Annotated in this window: 24 protein-coding genes and 1 pseudogene; 13 read left to right on the top strand and 12 right to left on the bottom strand. The window is 68.8% G+C overall.

The window, feature by feature from the left end; translation table 11 throughout:
* The first annotated feature begins 33 nt into the window (after window positions 1-33).
* Entirely contained in the window at window positions 34-528 is a 495-nt protein-coding gene (locus AB4Y64_RS07495) for a hypothetical protein (RefSeq protein ID WP_441815806.1), read from the top strand.
* Window positions 529-570: 42 nt separating this feature from the next.
* Here the strand turns inward: AB4Y64_RS07495 and AB4Y64_RS07500 are convergent, their stop codons facing one another.
* On the bottom strand, window positions 571-2,085 hold the full coding sequence (locus tag AB4Y64_RS07500; protein WP_441815807.1) for a YifB family Mg chelatase-like AAA ATPase: 1,515 nt from the start codon (window positions 2,083-2,085) through the stop codon (window positions 571-573).
* Window positions 2,086-2,114: 29 nt separating this feature from the next.
* Entirely contained in the window at window positions 2,115-2,381 is a 267-nt protein-coding gene (gene ubiK, locus AB4Y64_RS07505; protein ID WP_441815808.1) for a ubiquinone biosynthesis accessory factor UbiK, read from the bottom strand.
* A 191-nt stretch (window positions 2,382-2,572) separates the two neighbouring features.
* Here ubiK and AB4Y64_RS07510 point away from each other — a divergent pair, with 191 nt between their 5' ends.
* Complete coding sequence (locus tag AB4Y64_RS07510; protein ID WP_158732151.1) at window positions 2,573-2,911, top strand: P-II family nitrogen regulator; 339 nt, start codon at window positions 2,573-2,575, stop codon at window positions 2,909-2,911.
* An 81-nt stretch (window positions 2,912-2,992) separates the two neighbouring features.
* Entirely contained in the window at window positions 2,993-4,120 is a 1,128-nt protein-coding gene (locus AB4Y64_RS07515; protein WP_441815809.1) for an acyltransferase family protein, read from the top strand.
* A gap of 91 nt (window positions 4,121-4,211) precedes the next feature.
* Here the strand turns inward: AB4Y64_RS07515 and speE are convergent, their stop codons facing one another.
* Entirely contained in the window at window positions 4,212-5,063 is an 852-nt protein-coding gene (gene speE / locus AB4Y64_RS07520; protein WP_441815810.1) for a polyamine aminopropyltransferase, read from the bottom strand.
* A gap of 258 nt (window positions 5,064-5,321) precedes the next feature.
* Here speE and speA point away from each other — a divergent pair, with 258 nt between their 5' ends.
* Window positions 5,322-7,220, top strand: coding sequence for an arginine decarboxylase (speA, locus tag AB4Y64_RS07525; RefSeq protein ID WP_441815811.1), 1,899 nt, complete (start codon window positions 5,322-5,324; stop codon window positions 7,218-7,220).
* Complete coding sequence (locus AB4Y64_RS07530) at window positions 7,201-8,223, top strand: NAD(P)-dependent oxidoreductase (protein WP_441815812.1); 1,023 nt, start codon at window positions 7,201-7,203, stop codon at window positions 8,221-8,223. Before speA ends, AB4Y64_RS07530 begins: the two co-directional genes overlap by 20 nt.
* Here the strand turns inward: AB4Y64_RS07530 and AB4Y64_RS07535 are convergent.
* From AB4Y64_RS07535 to radC, 4 genes are all read right to left on the bottom strand, one after another.
* Entirely contained in the window at window positions 8,207-8,614 is a 408-nt protein-coding gene (locus AB4Y64_RS07535; RefSeq protein WP_441815813.1) for a hypothetical protein, read from the bottom strand. The two genes, AB4Y64_RS07530 and AB4Y64_RS07535, sit on opposite strands and share 17 nt — an antisense overlap.
* Window positions 8,615-8,714: 100 nt before the next feature.
* Window positions 8,715-9,536: an SPOR domain-containing protein gene (locus AB4Y64_RS07540; protein ID WP_441815814.1), complete on the bottom strand. Its 822-nt coding sequence runs from the start codon at window positions 9,534-9,536 to the stop codon at window positions 8,715-8,717.
* Complete coding sequence (gene argS, locus AB4Y64_RS07545) at window positions 9,537-11,225, bottom strand: arginine--tRNA ligase (protein ID WP_441815815.1); 1,689 nt, start codon at window positions 11,223-11,225, stop codon at window positions 9,537-9,539.
* Window positions 11,226-11,297: 72 nt separating this feature from the next.
* Window positions 11,298-11,972, bottom strand: a complete 675-nt coding sequence (gene radC / locus AB4Y64_RS07550; RefSeq protein WP_441815816.1) for a RadC family protein — start codon at window positions 11,970-11,972, stop codon at window positions 11,298-11,300.
* Between the two features lie 222 nt (window positions 11,973-12,194).
* Here radC and coaBC point away from each other — a divergent pair.
* The 3 genes and pseudogenes from coaBC to AB4Y64_RS07565 all read left to right on the top strand — a co-directional run bounded on the left by coaBC (window position 12,195) and on the right by AB4Y64_RS07565 (window position 16,356).
* Window positions 12,195-13,431, top strand: a pseudogene (gene coaBC / locus AB4Y64_RS07555) (bifunctional phosphopantothenoylcysteine decarboxylase/phosphopantothenate--cysteine ligase CoaBC).
* A gap of 120 nt (window positions 13,432-13,551) precedes the next feature.
* Window positions 13,552-14,010, top strand: a complete 459-nt coding sequence (gene dut / locus AB4Y64_RS07560; RefSeq protein WP_441815817.1) for a dUTP diphosphatase — start codon at window positions 13,552-13,554, stop codon at window positions 14,008-14,010.
* A gap of 27 nt (window positions 14,011-14,037) precedes the next feature.
* Window positions 14,038-16,356 carry a phosphomannomutase/phosphoglucomutase gene (locus AB4Y64_RS07565; RefSeq protein WP_441815818.1) on the top strand — a complete coding sequence of 773 codons (2,319 nt, stop codon included), beginning with the start codon at window positions 14,038-14,040 and terminating at the stop codon, window positions 16,354-16,356.
* Between the two features lie 67 nt (window positions 16,357-16,423).
* On the opposite strand, the gene AB4Y64_RS07570 is transcribed toward AB4Y64_RS07565, so the two are convergent.
* The 3 genes from AB4Y64_RS07570 to AB4Y64_RS07580 form a co-directional block, all read right to left on the bottom strand.
* Window positions 16,424-17,056 (bottom strand): hypothetical protein, encoded by a 633-nt coding sequence (locus tag AB4Y64_RS07570; protein ID WP_441815819.1) that lies wholly within the window; start codon window positions 17,054-17,056, stop codon window positions 16,424-16,426.
* Between the two features lie 76 nt (window positions 17,057-17,132).
* Window positions 17,133-17,795 (bottom strand): orotate phosphoribosyltransferase, encoded by a 663-nt coding sequence (gene pyrE / locus AB4Y64_RS07575; protein ID WP_441815820.1) that lies wholly within the window; start codon window positions 17,793-17,795, stop codon window positions 17,133-17,135.
* 5 nt (window positions 17,796-17,800) lie between these two features.
* Window positions 17,801-18,364: a GNAT family N-acetyltransferase gene (locus tag AB4Y64_RS07580; RefSeq protein WP_441815821.1), complete on the bottom strand. Its 564-nt coding sequence runs from the start codon at window positions 18,362-18,364 to the stop codon at window positions 17,801-17,803.
* A gap of 67 nt (window positions 18,365-18,431) precedes the next feature.
* Between AB4Y64_RS07580 and AB4Y64_RS07585 the strand changes: the two genes are divergently transcribed.
* From AB4Y64_RS07585 to AB4Y64_RS07595, 3 genes are read left to right on the top strand one after another with little or no spacing between them, the layout of a single operon-like run.
* On the top strand, window positions 18,432-19,220 hold the full coding sequence (locus AB4Y64_RS07585) for an exodeoxyribonuclease III (RefSeq protein WP_441815822.1): 789 nt from the start codon (window positions 18,432-18,434) through the stop codon (window positions 19,218-19,220).
* The gene (locus tag AB4Y64_RS07590) at window positions 19,210-20,619 is read left to right on the top strand and encodes an AmpG family muropeptide MFS transporter (RefSeq protein WP_441815823.1); all 1,410 of its coding nucleotides are present in this window, start codon (window positions 19,210-19,212) and stop codon (window positions 20,617-20,619) included. The genes AB4Y64_RS07585 and AB4Y64_RS07590 overlap by 11 nt, the downstream gene beginning before the upstream one ends.
* A 27-nt stretch (window positions 20,620-20,646) precedes the next feature.
* The gene (locus AB4Y64_RS07595) at window positions 20,647-20,982 is read left to right on the top strand and encodes a hypothetical protein (protein WP_441815824.1); all 336 of its coding nucleotides are present in this window, start codon (window positions 20,647-20,649) and stop codon (window positions 20,980-20,982) included.
* A gap of 49 nt (window positions 20,983-21,031) precedes the next feature.
* Here the strand turns inward: AB4Y64_RS07595 and AB4Y64_RS07600 are convergent, their stop codons facing one another.
* On the bottom strand, window positions 21,032-22,183 hold the full coding sequence (locus AB4Y64_RS07600; protein WP_441815825.1) for an anhydro-N-acetylmuramic acid kinase: 1,152 nt from the start codon (window positions 22,181-22,183) through the stop codon (window positions 21,032-21,034).
* 1 nt (window position 22,184) lies between these two features.
* Complete coding sequence (locus AB4Y64_RS07605; RefSeq protein WP_441815826.1) at window positions 22,185-23,648, bottom strand: peptidoglycan DD-metalloendopeptidase family protein; 1,464 nt, start codon at window positions 23,646-23,648, stop codon at window positions 22,185-22,187.
* A 195-nt stretch (window positions 23,649-23,843) separates the two neighbouring features.
* Here AB4Y64_RS07605 and tyrS point away from each other — a divergent pair, with 195 nt between their 5' ends.
* Complete coding sequence (gene tyrS, locus AB4Y64_RS07610; RefSeq protein ID WP_441815827.1) at window positions 23,844-25,070, top strand: tyrosine--tRNA ligase; 1,227 nt, start codon at window positions 23,844-23,846, stop codon at window positions 25,068-25,070.
* Window positions 25,071-25,163: 93 nt separating this feature from the next.
* Window positions 25,164-25,476, top strand: a 313-nt coding sequence (locus AB4Y64_RS07615) for a hypothetical protein (protein ID WP_441815828.1), incomplete at its 3' end; no start/stop codon positions are given.

A 25,476-nucleotide genomic window follows, 5' to 3' on the forward strand; every position in this document is an offset into this window, starting at 1 on the left:
CCGCTGTAGCAGACAGTCACCGGAGGGGCGGCGATGAAACGATGGCTATGGCTGGCGGTGCTGACCGCCGCGATGACGGCGGCGGGCGCGCAGGAACCAGCTGCGCAACCGCCGGCTGCGCAGCAGTCCGCTTCGCACGAGGATGGCCTGCAGACGATCCTCACGCAGCAGCAGCAACTGCAGCGCGACCTCGACGCAGGCAAGACCAATGGCATGACCGCGCGCCAGGTCAACCTGATCCACAAGTCGCAGCGGGAAGTGTTCGCCGTGACGCAAGGCAAGACGCGGCTGGATCAGTTGTCGATGGACGAGAAGGTGCAGCTCGAAAACGCGCTCGAGCGCATCAATGCCGAAGTGAAGGGCACGCGCGCCGGCCAGGACAACAAGCAGGTGTGCTGGCGCGAGAAGCAGACCGGGACCACGGTCAACGTCACCCGCTGCGGCACAGAAGCCGAGATGCGCGAAGCCCGCGAGGGCGCGCGCGACTTCCTCGAGCGTCCGAAGGTCTGCGGCGACCGCTGCGGCTGAGTCAATCAACCAGGTTTGCAGGGGCCAGATCGCTGGCGCCTGTCACGTGCCTTGTGCGTCCAGTGCGCGCGCCGCGCGTCGCAGTCCGATCGCCTCGGTCAGGTGTGCCGTAGCGATGGGCGTATCGCCGGCCAGGTCGGCGATGGTCCTCGCCACCCGCAGGATCCGGTGCATCGACCGCGCCGACAGCTGCAGTGCGTCGACGGCGCGCTCAAGCAGCGCGTGATCGTCGGGCGCCACGCGGCAAACGCGCGTGGTCTCTGCCTGGCCCAGCTGCGAATTGGGCTTGCTGCTGCGGTGCAGCTGCCGATCGCGGGCCGCGACCACGCGGGCACGCACCGTCGCGGAGTCTTCGCCGGCCGGCGCGTCCTGCCGCAATTGCGCCGGTGGCAAGCGTGCGACTTCGACATGCAGGTCGATGCGGTCGAGCAGCGGCCCGGAGATGCGGCCGCGGTAGCGCTGGATTGATTCGGCGCTGCAGTGGCAGCGGCCGGATGCGTCACCGGCCCAGCCACACGGGCACGGATTCATCGCCGCCACCAGCTGGAACCGGGCCGGGAACTCGGCACTGCGCGCCGCCCGCGACACCGTCACCACGCCCGACTCGAGCGGCTCGCGCAGCACTTCCAGCGCGCGGCGTTCCCACTCGGGCAGTTCGTCGAGGAACAGGACGCCGTGGTGGGCCATCGACACTTCGCCCGGTCGCGGTTGCGCGCCGCCGCCGATCAGCGAGATTGCGCTGGCGGTGTGGTGGGGCGAGCGGAACGGACGCTCGCGCCAGCGCGCCGGGTCGAGGCCGCGGCCACTGATCGAGGCGATCGCGGCCGCTTCCAGCGCCTCGGCTTCCGACGCCTCCGGCAGCAGCCCGGGCAGGCGCGAGGCGAGCAGCGTCTTGCCGCAGCCCGGCGGGCCAATCAGCAGCATGTGGTGGCCGCCGGCCGCGGCGATCTCCAGCGCGCGCCGCGCCAGCACCTGGCCGCGCACGTCGGCCAGGTCCGGCTGCACGGCACGCACGCCAGGCACGGCCTCGGCCAGCGGCAACGTCTTGCGGCCGGTGAGCTGGGCGCAGACCTCCAGCAGCGTGCGCGCGGTGCGCACCTCGACCTGGCTGGCAAGCGCGGCCTCGGCGCCGTTGCCGGCGGGGACGATCAGGCGCCGTCCGACCTGTGCGGTCGCCAGTGCCGCCGGAAGCACGCCGTCGATTGCCCGCAGCTCGCCGGTCAGGCCGAGCTCGCCGACGAACTCGTAGTCATTGAGGGCTTCCAGCGGGATCTGCCCGCTGGCGGCAAGGATGCCCAGGGCGATGGCAAGGTCGAACCGGCCGCCTTCCTTGGGCAGGTCCGCCGGGGCGAGATTGACGGTGATGCGCCGGGCCGGGAATTCAAACTGGGCACACTGGATCGCCGCCCGCACCCGGTCCTTGGCCTCGCGCACCGCCGCTTCGGGCAGGCCGACGATCGACATCGAGGGCAGGCCACCGGCCAGATAGACCTCGACCCGCACCGCCGGCGCGCAAACGCCCGATCGCGCACGGCTGTGCACGAGTGCCAGGTTCATCGGAAAGGGGGGGCTGTGTGGGAGGCGGGTCAGTGGCGCGGCGACTCGCTGCCACCCAGCTGGGCTTCGAGCTCGGCAACGGTGCGCTGCAGCTCGTCGAGCTTCTCGCGGGTGCGCAGCAGGACCGCGCGCTGCACCTCGAACTCCTCGCGCGTGACCAGGTCGAGCTTGGCCAGGCCGGACTGGAGCACCGACTTGAAGTTCTGCTGGAGCTCCTCGCGGCTTTCACGCAGGCCCGGCGGGACCAGGGTACTGAGGCGGCGGGCGAGGTCGTCGATATGGTTGAGGTCGATCATGGGCGATGTGTCCTCCAGCAGTTATCGCAGCTTGGGGCGAGGGCTGTGAGGACGCCGTAGGCGCCTGCTGCAACCTGCTGTAAGGAAATTCCGAGCGGGGCGCGCCACTGTAGCGCATGGCTACTCGCGCGGGCGCGGTCTTCGCTATCCTGCCGCGTAGCACGGGTCCGGTCCGGACCGGGAGAGATTCGATGAAGATGGTCATGGCGGTGATCAAGCCGTTCAAGCTCGATGACGTGCGCGAGGCGCTGGCCGAGGCCGGGGTGGCCGGCATCACCGCCACCGAGGTCAAGGGCTTCGGCCGGCAGAAGGGCCACACCGAGCTCTACCGCGGCGCTGAATACGTCGTCGACTTCCTGCCCAAGATCAAGCTGGAGGTCGCCATCACCGACGACCAGGTCGAAGCGGTGGTGGAGGCGATCATGAAGGCCGCCGGCACCGGCAAGATCGGCGACGGCAAGATCTTCGTCTGGGACCTGGAACGCGCCGTGCGCATCCGCACCGGCGAGATGGACGGCGACGCGCTGTAACGCCACGATCGAACGACGAGCACGCCTGTCCGCAGGCCCGTCGCGCCACGGAATGGCGCAACACCACCACACCCATCACCAATGAGCCGACTCTCCGGGCTGGACCTGCTGCGCGCCATCGCCGTCATCTGGGTGATGCTGTTCCATTCCTTCCTGGTCGGCGGCCTCGGTCCCGATTTCGCCTGGCTCTCGCGCTACGGCTGGATGGGCGTGGACATCTTCTTCGTCCTCAGCGGTTTCCTGATTGGCCGCCAGGTGCTGGCGCCTCTGGCGCGCGGCGAGGGGTTGTCGTTTGCGGGTTTCTATTCACGCCGGGCCTGGCGCATCCTGCCGGCGTTCGCGGTGGTGCTGGCGATCTACGTGGCCTTCCCGGGCCTGCACGAAGCAGACGGCATGGCGCCGTGGTGGCAGTTCGCCAGCTTCACGATGAACCTGCTGGTCCACTACGACACGCAGGCGGCGTTCTCGCACGCGTGGTCGCTGTGCGTGGAGGAGCACTTCTACCTGGTCTTCCCGGCGCTGGCGTGGTGCCTGACGAGGCGGCCGTCGGCGACGAAGTTCATCACGGTCTGCGTGCTGGTGTTGCTGGCCGGCATCGCCCTGCGCAGCGGCGTGTGGTTGCACGACAACGCCCTGGATCCACCGCGCAACTGGTACATCGAAGACATCTATTACCCGACCTGGAACCGGCTGGACGGCCTGCTGGCGGGCGTGGTGCTGGCGACGATCGCGGTGTACCGCCCGGCACTGTGGGCGCGCATGGGCGAACGTGGCAATGCCTTCGCGCTGCTGGGCCTGGCGATGATGGCACTGGCGCTATGGCTGTTCCGCCAGCGCGGCGGCTTGGCCGGCAATTCGATTGGATGGCCGGTGCTGTCGGCGGCGATCGCCTGCCTGGTCGTCGCCGCGGCGAGCACGCGCAGCTGGATCGGCCGCTGGCGCGTGCCGGGCGCCGCGTGGATCGCGGCGGTGTCCTACAGCCTGTACCTGAGCCACAAGCTGGTATTTCGTGCGGTGGAAGTCCATTTCGACCCGTGGCTCCACGGGCGCGGCCTGCTGGCCTTCGCCGTCTACGCGGTGGCGACGCTCGCCGTGGGCGCGGCGCTGCACTACGCGGTCGAGCGGCCGTTCCTGCAGCTTCGCGCGCTGCGGCACGCCTCCCGCCGCAGCACCGGTGAAGGGCGCGATACGCTCACCGCAGCGGGCTGAAGCAAGCGCGTCTGGAAACCAGAAGCCCCGCAATCGCGGGGCTCCTGGTGAAACTTCTGGTGAAACACCTGGTGAAGCCGTGGCGCGGGGGTTACTCGCCCAGCGCGGCCGCGACGAACGGCGGCAGCTTCGCCGCGCCCTGGTGGGTGTCGGCGGTGTAGTAGAGGGTCTGGAACGTTTTCGCGCGCGCGTCGGCCTCGCGGAAATCGAAACCCTTGCCCTTGCGCGCCAGCGTGCAGCTCCACCAGCCGGTCGGGTAGCACGGCTGCGGGAACGGCAGGGTCTGGAAGCTGGTGAAGCCGGCCTTGCCCATCTCCGCGCGCATTTCCTTGATCAGTTCCAGCAGCATCAGCGGCGACTCGGACTGCTGCACGAGGATGCCGTCGTCCTTGAGGGCGCGGAAGCAGCTCTCGAAGAAGGCCTTGTTGAACAGGCCCTCGGCCGGGCCGACCGGATCGGTCGAATCGACGATGACCACGTCGAGGCTGTTGGGCTCGGCGTTCTTCATGTAGGCGATGCCGTCGTCGAACATCAGCGTCGCGCGCCGGTCGCCGTTGGCGTCGCACAGTTCCGGGAACCACTTCTCGGCCATGCGCGTGACCTGCTCGTCGATATCGCACTGCACCGCGCTCTCCACGCCCGGGTGCTTGAGCACCTCGCGCAGCGTGCCGCAGTCGCCACCGCCGATGATCACCACCTTCTTCGGCGCGGCATGGGTGAACAGCGCCGGGTGCGACATCATCTCGTGATAGAAGAAGTTGTCTTTCGTGGTCAGCATCATCGCGCCGTCGATGAGCATCAGGTTGCCCCAGTCGGTGCTCTCGAAGATCTCGATCTTCTGGAACGGCGACTGCACCTCGTCCAGCTTGCGGGTGATGCGATAGCCGATCGCCGAACCGGTCGGTTCGAAGTTCTCGTAATGCCAGGAGGTGTCGTTGCTCATGCCGGTTCGTCCCAGGGGAGATGGCCTGTCCGGGGATGTCCGTCGACGTGCGCGCGAGCGGACCGGAGGCAGGCGGGGAAAGGGGGCGGCATTGTACCGGACCGGCCGTGACAACCCTGGCCGTCCCCATGCGCCGACGCCGGACCGGCTCCCTGGGCGCCGCGGGAAGCGCTCGCGGAGGTGTCCCGACGCTGTCGACGGCCTGCGGGGCGGTGGGCTGTAGAATGCGCGTCCCCCACCTCCGCCGGACCCTCGCCGATGTCCCACTGGTCGCTTGATCAGGCCCGCAAGACCTACTCGATCCCGCACTGGTCGGAGGGTTACTTCGACGTGAACGCGGCCGGGCAGGTCGTGGTCCGTCCGCGCGGTGCGCAGGGCCCGGACGTGTCGCTGCCGGAAGTGGTTGATCGCGCCCGCGGCAATGGCGCCAAGCTGCCGTTGCTGGTGCGCTTCCCCGACATCCTCGGCGACCGCCTGGGCAAGCTGCAGTCAGCCTTCGCCCAGGCCCAGGCCGAGTGGGATTACGCCGGCGGCTACACCGCGGTCTACCCGATCAAGGTCAACCAGCACCAGGGCGTGGCCGGCACGCTGGCCTCGCACCACGGTGACGGCTTTGGCCTGGAGGCCGGTAGCAAGCCCGAGCTCATGGCCGTACTGGCGCTGAGCCGCCCCGGTGGCCTGATCGTCTGCAACGGCTACAAGGATCGCGAGTACATCCGCCTGGCGCTGATCGGCCGCAAGCTCGGCATGCAGACCTTCATCGTCATCGAGAAGCCGTCCGAGCTGGCCATCGTGATGGAAGAAGCCGCCGCGCTGGGCGTGAAGCCCGGCCTGGGCGTGCGCATGCGCCTGGCCAGCCTGGGCGCGGGCAAGTGGCAGAACAGCGGCGGCGACAAGGCCAAGTTCGGCCTCTCGCCGCGCCAGGTGCTGGACCTGTGGAAAAAGCTGCGCGACACCGGCATGACCGACTGCCTGCAGCTGCTGCATTTCCACATGGGCTCGCAGATCTCCAACGTCCGCGACATCGCCAACGGCATGCGCGAGGCGACGCGCTACTTCGTCGAGCTGTCGCGCCTGGGCGCGGGCATCGCCTACATGGACGTCGGTGGCGGCCTGGGCATCGACTACGAAGGCACGCGCTCGCGCGGCTACTGCTCGATCAACTACGGCGTGCACCAGTACGCCAGCAACATCGTCCAGCCGCTGGCCGAGGCCTGCGCCGAGCACGGCCTGGTGCCGCCGCGCATCGTCACCGAGTGCGGCCGCGCGATGACCGCGCACCACGCGGTGCTGGTGGCCAACGTGTCGGAGGTCGAGGAAGCGCCGGAAGGCCGCATCCCCGACGAGCACGACGACGAACCGGCGGTGATCCGTCATCTGCGCGAGGTCTATGCCGAGCTCGACCAGCGCCCGGCCGTGGAGCTGTTCCACGAGGCCCAGCATCACCACAGCGAGGGCCTGTCGCTGTACGCGCTCGGCCAGATCGACCTGGTGCACCGCGCGCGCATCGACGACCTGTTCTATGCCATCGCCCACGCCGTGCGCAAACGCCTGAGCTTCGACGAGAAGAGCCATCGCGAGCTGCTCGACGAGCTCAACGATCGCCTGGTCGACAAGTACTTCGTCAACTTCAGCGTGTTCGAATCGATTCCGGATGTGTGGGCCATCGACCAGGTGTTCCCGATCGTGCCGATCGAGCGCCTGGACGAGGCGCCGACGCGCCGCGGCATCCTCGCCGACATGACCTGCGACTCCGACGGCACGGTCAAGACCTACGTCGAGAACGAAGGACTGGACACCTCGATGCCGCTGCACGCACCGCGTGCCGGCGAGAGCTACCGCCTCGCCTTCTTCCTGGTCGGCGCCTACCAGGAGATCCTCGGCGACATCCACAACCTGTTCGGCGACACCGATGCGATCGAAGTCCGCGTCGACGACAAGTCTGCCGAAGGCTACCAGCTGACCCAGCAGCGCCGCGGCGACACCACCGACGTCATGCTCGACTACGTCGGCTACAGGCTGTCGGACCTGCGCGCCGCCTACAAGGCCAAGGTGGCCGCAGCGGGCCTGCCGGCCGAGGAGGCCGCACGGATGGACGCGGCCCTGGAAACCGGCCTGACCGGCTACACCTATCTGGATGACACGCCGCTGGCCTGAGCGCCAGGGCGCTGCATCAGCGTCAACACAACACGACTCCGCGCCCCGGCGCGGACTACAGCGGTCCCCGCCCGGCGGTGGATCGCGTTTTCAGTCAGGAAGGTGGCAGCGACCGCTGCCCCGCCTGCCACCAAGCGGAATGAATACGATGAAAGTTGGACTGATTGGCCTGGGTGCGATGGGCGCGCCGATGGCGCGTTACATACACAACAAGGGCCTGCTCACCGCGGTCGGAAACCGCACCCAGGCCAAGGCCGACGCGATGGCGGCCGAGCTGTCGGTGCGCGCGGCGCGCTCGGCGGCGAACTTCGCCGACTGCGACGTGGTGGTGCTGTGCGTCTCGCTCGACGCCGACGTGCTCGAGAACGTGGCCGCGCTGGCCGAAGTGCTCAAGCCCGGCGCCGTCGTGATCGACCATTCCACGGTGGCGGTCGACACCGCGCGCCGCTGTGCGGCGATGCTCGGCGCACACAACATCGCCTTCATCGATGCGCCGGTGTCCGGCGGTGTCGAGGGCGCGCGCAACGGCAAGCTGTCGGTGATGGCGGGCGGCGATTCGGAAGTGCTCGACCAGGTCCGTCCGGTGATCGACAGCTACGCCGCGCGCGTCAGCCACATGGGCGCCACCGGCGCCGGCCAGGCGACCAAGGCGGTCAACCAGGTCCTCGTCGCCGGCATCAACGAGGCCGTCAGCGAAGGCCTGGCGCTGGGCGAGAAGCTCGGCCTGAACCCGGACAGGCTGCTGCCGACGCTGATGGCCGGCGCCGCCAACAACTGGTTCCTGGAAAAGCGCGGCGCGACGATGATGCGCGACGAGTTCGCACCGGGCTTCAAGTGCGCGCACATGCTCAAGGACCTGCGCATCGTGCAGGCCATCGCACGCGATTGCGGCCTGCGCCTGGCCACCGTCGAGCAGGCCCTGGCCGATTACGCCGAACTGATCGAACACGGCCAGGGCGAAGCCGACACTTCGGCCCTGATCACCCTCAAGCGCGGCGGCTGATCCGCGCCAGGGCCGCAGGCCCAAAACGGGTGCCAAGACGGGCGCCAAGACGGGCGCCCAGCACCGCGACGGCGAGCGAGAGCAGCATCGCCATCGCGTTGAACTTGAGCACCAGCAGCAGCGGCATCGACGGCTTGGCCGACAGCACCGTGACGCTCGTCAACCAGACCACTGCCATCAGCAGGGCGGCGATCCGGGCGAAGCGCGCGCCGGCAATCGCGCCGCCGGCGGCCATCGCCACCAGCACGCCCAGCAGGTCGAGCAGGGGCAGGTCGCCCAGCGGCGTGCGGATGGCCTGGTTCAAGTGCGCATCGAACACGATCGTGACCAGGGCAAACAGCACCAGCAGGCCCGTTGCCGCGATGCAGCCCCAAAGAATGCGTTTGTCCATGCCGTCCCCCTGCAGATCGGGGCAGTCTAGCCGGCAATGTGAGCCGGCGCGGTGACCGCGGTCGCGATGCGGACGCGGTCCACCGGCTCGTACTGGCCGGTTACTTGACCTTGATCGCCAGTGCCGGCAACCCGCCGCTGGCGAGCTTGCGCTTGGCGTCGGCCAGGTCGCTGGCAGTGCCGTACGGCCCCATGCGGACGCGGTAGACGGTCGAGCCCTTGATGGCGGCCGACTCAACCCGCGCGCTGAGGCCGAGCAGGGCGATCTTCGCCTTCATTTCCTCGGCCTGACCGGACGCCTGGAACGCGCCTGCCTGGAGCAGGTAGCGCGTGCCGTCATCGGCCACGGCTGCAGCCGGCGTGCTGGCCGTAGCGGTCGTGGTCGTGGCGACCGGCGCCTGCTCGCTGGCCGTGGTGGTGGCCGCCGTCGAAGCCGCGGCGGTCTCCACCGGCTTGGGCAGCGTTGCCACGGTGGCGCTGGACGCCTTGTCCGCTGCCGTCTCGGCATCGTCGGCCTTCTTGCCCTTCTGCGCCGCCGCATTGCGCTTGGCCTCGGCCTGCTCGCTGGCGGCCAGTTCGGCGTCCGACATCGGCACTTCCTTGCCCGGCAGCAGGGTGTAGAAGTCGTAATCGGTGTCCTTCTTGGCCTCGCCATTGCCACGCTTGGGCTTGGACGCAGGCTCGCTGCTGTCGCCATCAGCGGCGATCGCATCGTCTTCGCCGCTCGACACCGTCGCCGGCCGGGCATCCGGGTTCGGCTGCGGACGGAAGAAGCCGTCGCCGCCGGACTTGAGGTATTTCGGCGCCACCAGGATCACCACGACCGCCAGCAGGATGCCCAGGACCATCCATGCCCAGCCCGGCAGGCCGCCGCCATTTCCCTGGTTGCGCTTTGCCTGTGTCTTGCCGCGTCGTGCTGCCACTTACATCACCTCGGGGGCGCTGACGCCCAGTAGTTCGAGACCGTTGGCCAGGACCTGGCGCGTCGCCATCGCCAGCACCAGCCGTGCATCGCGGGTGTTGGCGTCGTCGACCAGGAACTGGTGGTCGTTGTAGTACGTCTGGAAGGTCTGTGCCAGCTCCAGCAGGTAGACGGCGATCTGGTGCGGCTCGAGGTCGCGGCCGGCGGTCTCGACCACGTCGGCGTAGCGCAGCAGCGTCGACACCAGTTCGCGTGCCGGTGCATCGTCGAGGTCGAGCGGCTGCGCCAGGCCGTTGGCCTGGTCGTAACCCAGGCCGCGCTCCTTGAGCTGGCGCACCAGGCCGCACATGCGCGCATGCGAGACCTGCACGTAGTAGACCGGGTTGTCGAGCGACTGGCTGCGGGCGAAATCGATGTCGAAGGTCAGCTGCGAATCGGGCTTGCGCGCAATCAGGAACCAGCGCGTGGCATCGCGGCCGACTTCGTCGATCAGGTCGCGCAGGGTCACGTAGCTGCCGGCACGCTTGGACAGTTTCACTTCCTCGCCGCCGCGCATCACCGTGACCATCTGGTGCAGCACGTATTCCGGCCAGCCCTGCGGAATGCCGCAGTCCAGCGCCTGCAGGCCCGCACGGACACGGGCGAGGCTGCCGTGGTGGTCGGCGCCAAGTTCGGTGATCGCGCGCTCGTAGCCGCGCTGCCACTTCGACAGGTGGTAGGCCACGTCGGGCAGGAAGTAGGTGTAGGTGCCGTCGGACTTGCGCATGACGCGGTCCTTGTCGTCACCGAAGTCGGTGCTGCGCAGCCACAGCGCGCCGCCTTCCTCGTAGGTGTGGCCATGCTTGACCAGCTCGCGCACGGTCTCCTCGACCTTGCCGTCGGAGTAGAGCGACGACTCGAGGAAGTAGACATCGAAGCCGACGCCGTACGCGGCCAGGTCCAGGTTCTGTTCGCGGCGCAGGTAGGCGACGGCGAAGCGGCGGATTGCGTCGAGGTCGTCCGGGTTCTTCTCGCCGGTGACGACGTGGCCGTCGACTTCGACGCTGGCGCCGTCGAGGTAGGCCTGGGCGACGTCCCGGATGTAGTCGCCGCGGTAGCCGTCTTCCGGCCAGCCGGCGTCGTCCGGGCCCTTGCCCTGCGCGCGCGCCTGCACCGAGATGGCGAGGTTGTTGATCTGCGCGCCGGCGTCGTTGTAGTAGAACTCGCGCGCCACGTCCCAGCCGTTGGCATCGAGCACGCGTGCGACGCAGTCGCCGATCACCGCCGCGCGGCCGTGGCCGACGTGCAGCGGGCCGGTCGGGTTGGCCGAGACGAATTCGACGCCGGCGCGATGGCCTTTGCCGGTTGAATTTCGGCCGTAATTCACGCCCTGCTCGAACACCTGCCCGATGCGCGCGCGCCAGGCGCTCTCGGCGACATGGAAGTTGATGAAGCCGGGGCCGGCGATCTCGACCTTGCCCACTTCGGCGCTGGCCGGCAGTGCCTCGACGAGCGCCTGCGCGATCGCGCGCGGGTTGGACTTGGCCGGCTTGGCCAGCAGCATCGCCGCGTTGGTCGAGAAGTCTCCCTGCGCATGGCTCTTGGGACGCTCGATCACGAACTCGGGCGTGGCCAGGTCGGCCGGCAGGGTGCCGGCGGCGCGGAGGGCGTCGATGGCCTGCGCCACCAGGGCGCGGAGAGTGGCTTTCACGGGGAGTCTGCGGGTGTTGCGGGACCCGGGATTGTACGCGACGGGGCGCGACGGTTCCGGGCCGGCCGGCCTTCACACCCAACCGCGTGCTGCCATCGACACCGGCGGCCCGTCGGCGATGACGAAATGGTCCAGCAAGCGCAGGTCGACCAGCGACAGGGCCTGCTTCAGCCGGGCGGTGAGCGCGCGGTCGGCTGCACTGGGCTCGGGATTGCCGCTGGGGTGGTTGTGGCCGACGATCAGCGCGGCGGCGTTGTGCGCCAGGGCGCGGCGGACCACTTCGCGCGGATGGACCTCGGCGCCGTCGAGCGTGCCGCGGAACATCTCCTCGAACGCCAGCGCGCGATGGCGGGTGTCGAGGAAGAGGACCGCGAACACCTCGCGCGGTTGCCCGCGCAGGCGCTGGGCGAAATAGCGGCCGGCCGACATCGGGTCGTCGATGGCGATGCCGCGTTCGAGATCGGCCTCCAGGTGACGGCGGCCCAGCTCCAGCGCCGCCGCCAGCAGGCAGGCGCGGGCCGGACCCAGCCCTGGCAGCCGCGCCAGCTCTATCGGCGCTCGCTCCAGCAGCGCACGCAACGGGCCATGCGCCTGCAGCAGCTCGCGCGCGGTGGCGATGGCGTCGCGGCCGCGCAGGCCGGAGCCGATGAAGATGGCAAGCAGTTCGGCATCGGAAAGCACGCCGGCACCGTGGGCGAGCAAGCGTTCGCGCGGGCGCTCGGCGTTGGGCCAGTCGCGGATGTGCATGGGGCGAGCGTCCTTGCCGTGCCGGGATGCAGGGAGGGTGGCCGGCCGCCATGGGGCGAGGGGTAGCGTGCAGGCCGGTCGCTTGCGCTTCCAGACTGGACGCTGCTTCAGTGCGGCCGACCACCCGCCCTCATTTGGCCCCGTGCCACCGATCTGCGCCGCCGGGCCAGCGCGCCCCTTCGGGTAAGCTAACCATCGAATTGTCGGTAGGTGGTTTCACAGATGACCGGACCCAGTGCCCTGCAAGGACACAAGATCCTGCTCTGCGTGTGCGGCGGCATCGCCGCCTACAAGGCCGCCGAGCTGGTGCGGCGCCTGCGCGATGCCGGCGCTGAAGTGACCGTGGCGATGACCGGGAACGCCCAGCACTTCGTCGCCGCCACCACCTTCCAGGCAGTGTCGGGCCGGCCGGTGCGCACCTCGCTCTGGGATGCCGCGGCCGAGGCGGCGATGGGCCACATCGAGCTGGCGCGCTGGGCCGATCGCATCGTCATCGCCCCGGCCACCGCCAACACCCTGGCCAAGCTCGCCCACGGTTTCGCCGACGACCTGGTCAGCACGCTGTGCCTGGCGACCACCGCCCCGGTCACCGTCGCGCCTGCGATGAACCACCGCATGTGGCTGCATCCGGCCACGCAGGCCAACATCGCCACGTTGCGCGCGCGCGGTGTAGACATCGTCGGTCCCAACGACGGCCCGCTGGCGGAAGGCGAATCCGGCCCGGGACGCATGGCCGAGCCGGCCGAGATCGTCGCGGCACTGGCCAAGGCCGGGGCATGAGGTCGGCATGAGCACGCACGCGTCGCTGGCTGGCCTGCGCATCGTCGTCAGCGCCGGGCCCACCTACGAGGACATCGATCCGGTCCGGTTCATCGGCAACCGCAGCAGCGGCAAGATGGGCTTCGCGATCGCGCAGGCGGCGGCCCGTCGCGGCGCGCAGGTCGTGCTGGTCGCCGGTCCGGTATCGCTGCCGACGCCCGAAGGCGTGCAGCGCCACGACGTGCGCTCGGCGGCGCAGATGCATGCCGCGGTGTTCGCGCAGTTGCCGGCCGATGTCTACATCGGCGCGGCTGCGGTCGCCGACTTCGCGCCCGCACAGGCCGCTGAAAGCAAAATCAAGAAGAAGACCGGCGACGACGGCCTCACCCTGACCCTGGTGCGCACCCGCGACATCCTGGCCGACATCGCCGCGCACGCGCAGCGGCCGCGGCTGGTGGTCGGCTTTGCCGCCGAGACCGACCATGTCGAGGCCTATGCGCGCGGCAAGCTCGAGAACAAGCGGCTCGACCTGATTGCGGCCAACCGCGTTGGCGTCGCCGGCAGCGGCTTCGAAAGCGACGACAACACCCTGAGCGTGTATGCCGCCGATGGCGCCGCGCAGGTGCTGGGCCCGGCGCCGAAGACCGAACTGGCCGATGCCCTGCTGGACCTGGTGGCGCAGCGGCTGCCGCGCGCCTAGCGCCGCGGCCGGCGCCAGGCATCGATACCGGTGCCGCGGCTTACCGGTAGCGCGAAGTCATGGCATGGTATTTGCGTCGATCAACTCGACATCCCGCAACGGCGTCCGCAGAACCCTCGAATGCACCATATCCTCCAGCTCCGGATCCTCGACCCGCGCTTCGGCTCGGAGTGGCCGCTACCGGCGTACGCCACCACGGCCAGTGCCGGCCTCGACCTGCGCGCAGCGCTCGCCGAACCCCTGGTCCTGCAACCGGGGGACGCTGCACTGGTGCCGTCGGGCATGGCCATCCACCTGGGCGATCCGACCATGTGCGCGGTGATCCTGCCGCGCTCGGGCCTGGGACATAAGCACGGGATCGTGCTGGGCAACGGCACGGGACTGATCGACGCCGATTACCAGGGGCCATTGTTGATCAGCGTCTGGAACCGCGGCCGCGAGGCTTTTACGATGCAGGCTGGGGATCGCATCGCCCAGCTCGTCATCCTGCCGATCGTGCGGGCGACGCTGCAGGTGGTGGAAGAATTCGAAACCAGTGCGCGCGGAGCCGGTGGCTTCGGTCATACCGGCGTGCGCTGACCGCGTGCGCTGACAAGGGGAAATGGAATGATGGGTGTAGAGAAGGAACAGCTGTCGGCATCTGCCGCGCAGCTCAAGTCGGTGTTGCCGCTGGTTGTCGTGGCATGCGCCCTGCTCGCCGCGTGGTTCGGCTGGAGCGGCTGGCAGCTGCACAAGGACGGCGAGCGCCGGCAGGCGATCGCGCTGGTGCGCGATGACGCCGTCCAGGCCGCCCAGCGCGGGCTGATCAACGAACAGAAGCAACTGGCCAAGCGTCTGGCGGCGCCGGAGCTGCAGTCAGCCCTCGCTGCCGGCGATCTGGCGGCTGCCTCGAAGCTGCTCGGCGCCGGTTGGGCGGGCGCTGCGGACGTGGTCATCCTCCCGATCGACCTGAGCGCCGAGTACGCCGCGCTGCCCAAGGGCGGCTATGGCCGCCTGGGCGTGATCGAAGCGGCGATCGCCTCGGATCAGCCGACCGCCGGTCTGGTTCGCCATGGCGGCGGATCGCACCTGGCCCTGGCCGCGCCTGCGCGGGCCGACGGGCAGACCGTCGGCGTCGCCTATGCGCGCCTGCCGCTGAAGAAGATCAGCGCCAGCCTGGACCAGGCCGACGTGTCCGACGACAGCTACCTTGCCCTGCGTCAGGGCGGCTTCAGCGCCGTGGAGCGCGGCGACACCACGCTCGCCGGCGGCGCCGAAGCCCTCGCGTCGAAGGTGCCGGGTACCGACCTGCGCGTGGCCGCGGCCGTGCCCGACGTGGCCGGCGGCCCGTTCGGACTGGATGCGATGCTCTGCTTCGTGGTCGCCGTCGTGTTCGTGCTGCTGGCGCTGCTGGCGTGGCGCGCACCGCACTTCAAGATGGCCCGCGGCAACGCCGAGGCGGCAGATGAAGGTGCGGTTCAGACGCTGGCGGAGAGCATGGAGCAACTGCCCCAGCCCGTGAAACCGCCGCCCGTGCCGCCGACCAAGCCCGTTGCCACCGCCCTGCCCGTCGCGATCGACCGCGGCATCTTCCGCGCCTACGACATCCGCGGCGTGGTCGGCCAGTCGCTCGATGCCGGCGTGGCCGAGCTGATCGGCCATGCCATCGGCTCACTGATGCACGAGCAGGGCCTCACCGAAATCGTGGTTGGCCGCGACGGCCGCCTGTCCGGCCCGACCCTGGTCGAAGGCCTGATCGCCGGTCTGCGCAAGGCCGGCCGCAACGTCATCGACATCGGCATGGCGCCGACGCCGGTCGTGTATTTCGGCGCCTTCCACCTGCGCGCGGGTTCGTGCGTGTCGGTCACCGGCAGCCATAACCCGCCCGACTACAACGGCTTCAAGATCGTGGTCGGCGGCGAGACCCTGTCGGGCAACGCCATCACCGACCTTTACGCGCGCATCGCCGAGGACCGCCTGCACCTGGGCGACCTGGGCAACCTGAGCGAACGCGACATCTCCGAGGACTACGTCCAGCGCATCGCCTCCGACGTGCAGATCGACCGCCCGCTACGGGTCGTGGTCGATGCCGGCAACGGTGTCGCCGGCGAGATCGGGCCGCGCGTGCTCAGCGCCATCGGCGCCGAGGTCACGCCGCTGTATTGCGACATCGACGGCACGTTCCCGAACCACCATCCGGATCCGAGCGAACCGCACAACCTGATCGACCTGACCAAGATGGTGCAGCGCCTGGACGCCGACCTGGGCATCGCCTTCGACGGCGACGGCGACCGCCTGGGCGTGGTCACGCGCGATGGCGAGAACATCTTCCCCGATCGCCTGCTGATGCTGTTCGCCGCCGACGTGCTCGAGCGCAACCCCGGCGCGGTGATCCTGTACGACGTGAAGTGCACCGGCCGCCTGCCGGGCCAGATCCTGCGCCACGGCGGCAGCCCGCTGATGTGGAAGACCGGGCATTCGCTGATCAAGGCGAAGATGCGCGAGACCGATGCCGAACTGGCCGGCGAGATGAGCGGCCATTTCTTCTTCAAGGAGCGCTGGTACGGCTTCGACGACGGCATCTACGCCGCCGCGCGCCTGCTCGAGATCCTGGCCGCGCAGCCGCGCAGCCCGAGCGAGACCTTGAACGCGCTGCCCAACGGTGTGTCGACGCCGGAGATCAAGGTCGACGCCCCGGATGGCGACCCGCATACCTTCGTCGACCGTTTCCGCGACGAAGCCCGCTTCGAAGGCGCGCGCCTGTCGACCATCGACGGCCTGCGCGTGGACTACGCCGATGGCTGGGGCCTGGTGCGTGCGTCCAACACCACGCCGGTGCTGGTGATGCGCTTCGATGCCGACAGCGCCGAAGCGCTGGCGCGCATCAAGGCCGACTTCCGCAGCCAGTTGCTGGCGCTCAAGCCGGACCTGGTGCTGCCGTTCTGATGGGTTTGGATGGCGTACGGGAACGTGCTTGGGCGCGTTCCCGATCGCGCTGCGAAACCGGCTCGGCCTAGTTCTTCTTCATCGCGTGGTAGCGCTCGAGTGCGGCCGCCAGATCCTCGTCGATCAGGTCGCGCTCGGCCAGCTGCGCGGCCAGCATCGTCCGCTGGCGCAGCAGCAGCTCGTGCTGGGTCTGGATGTTGTCGCTGGCCTTCTTCGGCACCGGCTTGCCCGACAGCTCGTTCTCGCCGGCCCGGCTCAGCAGGCTGATGAGGCTCTGCCGGCGGCCTTCGACGCCCAGCCTGGACGCCTTGATCGTCTCGTCCATGACCCCGATGCGCTCGCCGAACGCGCGACGCAGGTCGTCTTCGGTGGCGTAGGACTCGGCCATCGCGCGGTCGCGACGGGCCGCGACCTCGGCCGCCGCCTTGGCGTCCTGCTCGGCCTTGGCCTGCACGGCCGCGGCGGCGCGCTCTTCGTCGGTCAGGGCGCGCGCCAGCTGGCCGGTGGCCCGGCCGTTCTTGGCGTTGAACTCGGTGCGCGCGCTGTCGACGGCGTGCGCCGGCAGCGCGTCGCCGCAGACCTTGCTGCCGTTCTCGTTCCAGCAGTACAGCTTCTTGGTCGGCGCCTTCTGCTGCGCCAGGGTCGATCCGGTCGCAACGATCAGGAGCGTGCAGGCGAGCAGGGGAAGCGTCTTCTTCATGGGGGGCTTGCTGGCGGCAATGTTATTCACAAGCGTATGCAAGTCTCACGCCATCGCCGGCTCTGTCCGTGACGATTCAGGCCGCCGCGTCGCTGCCGTAGGCATCGCGGTAGGCCAGCAGGCGCTCGCGCTGACTGGCGAGGTCGGCGTCGCCGCCGGCAAAGGCGAGCAGGTCGGACAGGCTGGCCACGGCGATGACGGGCAGGCCCTGGTCGGCTGCGACCGATTGTGCCGCGGAGCGTCGGGAAGTGGCCGGGTCCACCGCCTCCTGGCGATCGAGTGCAATGACTATTCCGGCCGGCTCGCCACCGGCATCGCGGATGATCGCCAGGGCTTCGCGGATCGCCGTGCCGGCGGTGATCACATCGTCGACGATCAGCACCTTGCGGCCCTGCAGCGGCGCGCCGATCAGGCTGCCGCCCTCGCCGTGGGTCTTGGCTTCCTTGCGGTTGAACGCCAGCGGCAGGTCGCGGCCGCGGCGCGCGTATTCGCATGCCAGCGCGGTCGCCAGCGGGATGCCCTTGTAGGCCGGCCCGAACAGCAGGTCGAAGCCGACCCCGTGCGCGTCGATCGCATCGGCGTAGCAGCCGGCCAGTTCGGCCAGCGCGGCGCCGGAGTCGAAGCGGCCGGCGTTGAAGAAGTACGGGCTAAGGCGACCGGACTTGAGGGTGAACTCGCCAAAGCGCAGGGCGTCGGCGCGCAGGGCGAGCTGCAGGAAACGGGTGCGGTGATCGGTCATGGGCGTCAGGCGTCGGGCGTCGAAACGGGATGGAGGGGAATGAGCATCAGGTGCTGCGGGCCGGCACTGCCACCGTGGTAGAGCTCGCCGGTATCGACGAAGCCGACCTTGCGGTACGCGGCGATGGCGGCATGGTTGCTGCAGTTGACCGTCAGCACCAGCAGGGCGCGGTCGGGATGGCGCTGGCGCAGGTCGGCGCAGCAAGCAGCCATCGCCTGCGTGCCCAGGCCGGTGCCCTGTCGACCCTGGTCGATCACGAATGCGCGCAGCCCCACGCTGGGTGCGTGCATGGGCCGCCCGGCGACCGCGTTGGGGGCGAAGTCGAGCCGGTAGAAGCCGATCACCTCGTCGTGGGCAAAGACCGCCATCGCCTCGCTCATCGGATCGCGCAGGCTGTCGCCGAGGTTGAACGCGGTGTCGCCGACGTAGCGGTACTGCTCCTCGCTCACGCGCAACTGCCGGACCGCATCGGCGGTGGCATCGTCGAGGATGCAGGCAACGCGCACGCCGGTGGCGGTGGCCGAGGCGCTGGCGACGGTTGCGGTCGCGGTCGGGGTGCAGTCTGGCATGGCGGGAATGATAGGCCCTGCCTGCCGCGTCCGGGCTATGATCGCCGCACACCGTCATGGAGTGCGCATGCGCATCATCAGCTTCAACGCCAATGGCCTGCGTTCGGCCGCCACCAAGGGCTTCTTCGACTGGTTCCGCGGCCAGGATGCCGACGTGTTGTGCGTTCAGGAAACCAAGGCGCAGGAACATCAGCTCGGTGATGCCGACGGCCTCAAATCGGAATTCCGTCCTGACGGCTACAAGGCCTGGTTCAAGGACGCCAGCACGAAGAAGGGCTACAGCGGCGTGGCGATCTACAGCCGCCGCGAGCCCGATGAAGTGCGCACGGCGATGGGCTGGGCGCCGTTCGACGACGAAGGCCGCTACATCGAAGCGCGCTTCGGCAACCTCAGCGTGGTCTCGTTCTACATTCCGTCCGGCTCCTCGGGCGACGAGCGCCAGGGCTTCAAGTTCGAGGTCATGGATTGGCTCAAGCCGCGCCTGGACGAATGGCTCGCCAGCGGCCGCGACTACGTCCTGTGCGGCGACTGGAACATCGTGCGCTCGCGCCTGGACATCAAGAACTGGACCAGCAACCAGAAGAACTCCGGCTGCCTGCCGCCCGAGCGCGAATGGCTCAACGGCCTGTGCGCGGACGACACCGGCTGGGTAGACAGCTACCGCGCGCTGCACACCGACGGCCAGGACTACACCTGGTGGAGCAACCGCGGCGCCGCCCGCGCCAACAACGTCGGCTGGCGCATCGATTACCAGCTGGCGACGCCGTCGCTGCGCGACAAGCTCAGGGCCTGTTCGATCGCGCGCGACCCGCGCTTCTCCGACCACGCCCCCTATACGGTCGACTATGAGCTCTGACGTCGCGGTCGCCGCCAAGCCGGCGCGCAAGGGCTGGCAACTGGTGCTGGCCAACCTGAGCCAGCCCAAGGTGCTGGTGATGCTGTTGCTGGGCTTCAGTTCGGGCATCCCGATCTACCTGGTCGGCAACACCCTGGGCTTCTGGATGCGCGAGAACGGCATCGAGCTGTCGACGATCGGATTCCTGTCGTGGGTCGGCCTGGCGTACTCGCTGAAGTTCCTGTGGGCGCCGCTGGTCGACAAGCTCGATGCGCCGGTGCTCGGGCGCTGGCTTGGACGGCGCCGCGGCTGGATGCTGCTGGCGCAGCTGGTGGTCGCCGCCGCCCTGACCGGCATGGCCCTGGTGCAGCCGCAGCAGGGGCAGCTGGTGCTGGCCGGTTTCGTCCTCGACCAGCTGGTCGTGTTCGGCGTGCTGGCGCTGGTGGTGGCGTTCGCCTCGGCCACCCAGGACATCGTCATCGATGCCTGGCGCATCGAGATCGCCGACAGCAACGAGCAGCAGGGGCTGCTGACATCGACCGCTGCGCTGGGCTACCGCGGCGCGCTGCTGGTCACCGACGCGTTGATCCTGATCTTCGCCGCCCACGTCGGCTGGTCGATGTCGTACGAACTGATGGCCGCGCTGATGGGCGTGGGCGTGGTCGCGGTGATGGTGGCGCGCGAGCCGGCTGCCAGTGCGCTGGCGGCGGCGACCCCGCACCCGGCGCTGTTCACACCCAAGGGTCTGTTCGACGCGCTGATCGGTCCGTTCGTGGTGTTCTTCCGCGACCACGGCAGCTGGGCGTTGCTGATGCTCCTGGCGATCAGCCTCTACCGCCTGCCGGACTTCGTGCTGGGGCCGATGGCCAATCCGTTCTATGCCGACCTGGGCATCGACAAGGAAACCGTCGGCGTTGTGCGCGGCTCGTTCGGCATGGTGGCGACCATCGTCGGCATCGCCGCCGCCGGGCTGTCGGCGGTCCGCTTCGGCATCCTCCCGACGCTGCTGGCCGGCGCGGTCCTGGGGCCGGCGTCGAACCTGGCCTTCGCCTACCTGGCCCACCATGGCGCCGATGCGGGCGTGTTCACCGCGGCGATGGCAGTCGACAATTTCTGCAGCGGCTTCGCCGGCGTGGCCCTGATCGGCTACATGTCGAGCCTGACCAACGTGGGCTACACCGCCACCCAGTACGCCCTGCTGAGCTCGTTCTACGCCCTGCCTGGGAAGGTCCTGAAGGGACTTTCCGGGGTCGCGGTCGAGCATCTGGAAGTCGGACGCAGCTTGCTCGACGCCTATTCGCTATTCTTCGTGGGTACGGCCCTGATCGGCGTGCCTGCATTGCTGCTGTGCCTGATCCTGGCCGTGCGCCGACCCGGCGCGGCGCCTGGTGCGCCCGCAGCCAATGGATTGACCGGGTAGCCCCCGCTGCCCGTGTAAGGAGTACCCATGACCGACATCATCCTGCACGACATCGATCCGCTGCTGCTGGATCGCATCAAGCGCGTCGCCAGCCAGAGTGGCTGGGGCATGCAGGAGTCGCTGATGCATCTGCTCGAGCACGGCCTGTTTGCCTGCGAGGCCGAACTGGCCGCGCGCTTCACCGATTCCGACGCAATGGCCTTGCAGTCGGCGATCGCCGCGCTCGAGGGAATCCCCAGCGACCCCGGCTACGCCCTGATCGGCCGCGTCGAACGCCCCAAGGACGTGCAGACGCCAACCCTGGACCAGCAGGGCCCGACCGACATCGACCGCGATCTGCTCGACTTCATCCGCAAGCCCTGAGCCGGGCCGGAGGCTGGCTCAGCCGTAAGTTGGCCAGGCCGGACGTCGGTTAGACAGGATGAATCGCGCCGAGTACGCGCGGACCGCGTGCGCCGCTGACGCTGGGCAGATTGCCGGGCAACCCTGAGATCGTCTGCCGGGCCAGCCAGGCGAAGCCCATTGCCTCGATGAAGTCCGGATCGACGCCGTGGCGCGCGGTCGATTCGACGGTTGTGCCCGGCATGTGCCGGCCGATCGCCGCCAGCAGGCGCGGGTTGTGCACGCCGCCGCCGCAGGCCAGGACCCGTTCCGTGCCCGGCTGGTGCGCCTGCAGCGCGTCGGCAATGGTGATCGCGCTCAGGTCCAGCAGCGTTGCCTGCACGTCCGCCGCGGCCTCCACGCCGGCCAGGCGTGTCTGCAGCCAGTCCAGATGGAAGTGCTCGCGGCCGGTGCTTTTGGGCGGCGGCAACATGAACCAGGGGTCATCGAGCAGGCGTGCCAGCAGTTCGGCATCGGGCTGGCCCTGCGCGGCGAACGCGCCGCCGGCGTCATAGGGCTTGCCGGTATGGCGCTGGCACCACGCATCGAGCAGGCAATTGGCCGGGCCGGTATCGAACCCGCGCACCGCACCGTGGGCCGGCAAGAGCGTGAAGTTGGCGATGCCGCCAAGGTTGAGGACGGCGCGATCTTCCTTCGCGTCATGCAGCAACGCCGCGTGCAAAGCGGGCAACAGCGGCGCGCCGTGACCGCCGGCGGCGACGTCACGGCGGCGGAAGTCGGCGACCGTGGCAATGCCGGTGCGCTCGGCGATCAGGTTGCCGTCGCCAAGCTGCCAGGTGAAAGGGTGCTGGCCGTTGAAGCGGGCGCCTTCCGGGCGATGGCGCACGGTCTGCCCGTGTGAGCCGACGGCGCGCACCTGCGCCGGAGCGACCCCGGCCTCTTCGAGAAGGCGCTGGGTTGCGCCGGCGAACGCCTCGGCAATCTGCACGTCGAGCGTGCCGATCTCATCGAGCGATTGCGCCTCGCCTCCCTGGCCCAGCGCCACCAGGCGTTCGCGGATGCCCGCATCCCAGGCGTAGGTGCGCCCCAGGACGAGGTGGGTCTGGTCTTGCGAGAACCGCACCAGCGCGGCATCGATGCCGTCTGCGCTGGTGCCGGAGATCAGCCCGACGAACAGCCCATCCAGTGGACTGCCGGCCGGCCCGGCGGGGAGCGCGGGCATGTCAGGCCTTGGTCTTGCCGGGCTTCTTGGCCTTGGCGACCGCGACGGCGGCCGCCGGTGCCGGCGCATCGACGTCGGCGTAGATGATGTTCTCGACCTTCTGGATCCGCGCCAGGGCGACGCTGGTCTGGGCGCGGAACTGCGCCAGCGCGGTGCCCGACAGCGGCTCCGGCGGCGGCATGGTGATCGACAGCGGGTTGCGGTGCACGCCGTTGACTCGGAACTCGTAATGCAGGTGCGGGCCGGTCGACATGCCGGTGGTGCCGACGTAGCCGATCACCGTGCCCTGGGCGATTCGCTGGCCCGGACGGATCTTGCCGATGCGCGACATGTGCCCGTAAAGCGTGGTGTAGCCGCGCCCGTGGTCGAGGACGACAGCGTTGCCGTAGCCGCCCATCCAGCCGGCCGACTGCACGCGGGCGTCGCCGGCGGCCATGATCGGCGTGCCGGTGCGCGCGGCGTAGTCCACGCCCTTGTGCATGCGCGTGCGGCCCAGCACCGGGTGCTTGCGGGTGCCGAAGTTGGAGGTCAGGCGCGCATACGGGATCGGCATGCGGATGAAGCTCTTCTTCAGCGGACGGCCGTCGCCGGTGAAGTACTCGGACTTGCCGTTGCGCTCGAAGCGGAAGCCGGTGTGCAGCTTGCCGCCGGTGGTGAAGGTCGCCGCAAGCACCGGACCGGTGCGCAGCAGCTCGCCTTCGCGCCAGATCTGCTCGACCACCACGCTGAAGCGGTCGTCGGCGCCGACGTCTTCGTTGAAGTCGATGTCGTACTTGAAGATGTCGTCGGTGAGCGTGGTGATGTTGCTGCCCGACAGGCCCATCTTGCGGGCCGAGCGGAACAGCGACTTGCCGACCTTGCCGCTGATGACGACGGTGCGCGTCTCGGTCGGCCGCACCAGCACTTTCTGCGTGACCTTGTCGCCGGCCAGGCTCAGCTCGACGCGATGGCTGTCGTCGCGGTCGTAGCGGAACGTGCGCAGCTGCGCGGGTTGCCCGTTGGCGCCCTGCGGCAGGTCGAACGCGAGCTCGGTGCCGGGCTTGAGGCGGGCCAGGAGCTGCTTGTCGCCGGACTGGTCGAGGATGAGGTGCATCGTCGAGGCCGGCAGGTCGAGGTCTTCGAAGACCGCGCCCAGGGTCTGGCCGCGCTCGACGCGGACGATCTGCCAGCTGTCGCCGTTATGACCTTTCAGGCGCGACAACGGCAGCGGCGGCAGCGCCAGCGCCATCGAACTGCGCTGCGCGTGCATCGGCTTGCCGCTGGCGGCCGGACCGAAACCGGGGACAATGGCCGCCACCAGCACGCCAAGCGTTGCGAACAGGCTGGCGTGGGCCCATTGCCGACGCGACCAGCGACCGTTGAAACCATTGGAAGCGCCGGATGCCAGCACCGGTCGGTGCAGAGCGGCTTCGCGCAGGGCCTTGAGGCGCTCGCGCCGTTCCGTACCGCTATCGTGTGCTGTCATTTTTAGTAGTCCCGCGCGCTGGTGTGAAGGCCGCGTTGCCGCGTTACCATAGTGACGCGAGAAGTGTGCGTCAAACCCTTGTCCTGAATAGGGTTTTTCATCACAACTCGATGTCCGGATGTTTAACTTTGGTTTAACCCCAATCCATGACGGTGATCGCATTTCGCGTTCACCATTCACCTTGCGAGTCCCGCCTTGTCCCCCCAGTCCCCAGCCTCCGTCCAAGACGCCCTAGACCTGATCGGCCGCGGTGCCGACGAGATCCTCAAGCGCGAGGAGCTGGAGGCCCGCCTCAAGCTGGGCCGCCCCCTGCGGATCAAGGCCGGCTTCGACCCGACCGCCCCGGACCTGCATATCGGCCATACCGTCCTGCTGAACAAGATGCGGCAGTTCCAGGACCTGGGGCACCAGGTGATCTTCCTGATCGGCGACTTCACCGGAATGATCGGCGACCCGACCGGCAAGAACGTCACCCGCAAGGCGCTGACCCGCGAGGACGTGCTGGCCAACGCCCAGACCTACGCCGACCAGGTGTTCAAGGTCCTGGACAAGGAGCGCACCGAAGTCCGCTTCAACTCCGAGTGGTTCAGCAAGATGGACGCGGCCGACATGATCAAGCTGGCCGCCCAGCACACCGTGGCGCGCATGCTCGAGCGCGACGACTTCGCCAAGCGCTACGCCGCCCAGCAGTCGATCGCGATCCATGAATTCCTCTATCCACTGGTCCAGGGATACGACTCGGTGGCGCTGAAGGCCGACGTCGAACTCGGTGGCACCGACCAGAAGTTCAACCTGCTGATGGGCCGCGGCCTGCAGGAGCACCACGGCCAGCCGCCGCAGATCGTGCTGACGATGCCGTTGCTGGAGGGCCTGGACGGCGTCAACAAGATGTCCAAGTCACTGGGCAACTACATCGGCATCAATGAACCGGCGATCGACATCGTCACCAAGACGATGAAGATCGACGACGTGCTGATGTGGCGCTGGATCGACCTGCTGAGCTTCGAGATCTCGATGGCCGAAGCGGCGCAGCTGCGGGCCGACATCGAAGGCGGGCAGCTGAACCCGCGCGACCTGAAGATGCGCCTGGCGCGGGAACTGGCGGCGCGTTTCCACGGCGAATCCGCCGCGGAACAGGCGGTCGCGGGCTGGAACGCCGCCGTGCGCGGCGAGGGCGATATCGCCTCGTTGCCGTTGACCGACGTGGCGGTGCCTGCGGAAGGCGTGCGCATTGCCGCGCTCCTGACTGCCGCAGGCCTCACGCCGAGCAATTCAGAAGCGAACCGCAAGCTCAAGGAGCGCGCGGTGCGCATTGACGGCGAAGTGATCGAGGACGCGCAGCGCGTGTTCGCGCCAGGCTTCGAAGGCGTGCTCGCGGTAGGCAAGCGCACGTTCGCGCGCATCCGCCTGATCGCGGCCTAGAGCTGCGTGCTTCCTTCTCCCTTCGTGGGAGAAGGTGGCCCCGAAGGGGCGGAAGAGGTGGGCTTTTGCAGTTGCTCGCATGCATGAAATTGCATGCGCAACACGCGAAGCCGCGTCACACAACGCGATGAACCCTCTCGTCACAAACGTCAACAAAAACTTCGCAAAGAATTTTTCGTTTTACCCCTTCCAATGCGCGTTGTGCGTGTGCACAATGCGCGCCCCGCCACGGTGAACTTCACGCGGCGGGACGCGGAAAAGACGGTGTGGTTCGAGGCGGTTGACGGTTCTCGGGCATGCTGTAAGATGCGCGGCCCGGTGGTCCTGGGGCGGTCCGGAAGGACGCTGAACGGACCTTCGGGAAGCGAAAAAAGATCTCGACACGGTGTTGACGGAATCGAAATTC

It is taken from the genome of Lysobacter sp. TAF61 (genome assembly GCF_052113485.1).
Lineage (GTDB): Bacteria > Pseudomonadota > Gammaproteobacteria > Xanthomonadales > Xanthomonadaceae > Lysobacter_J.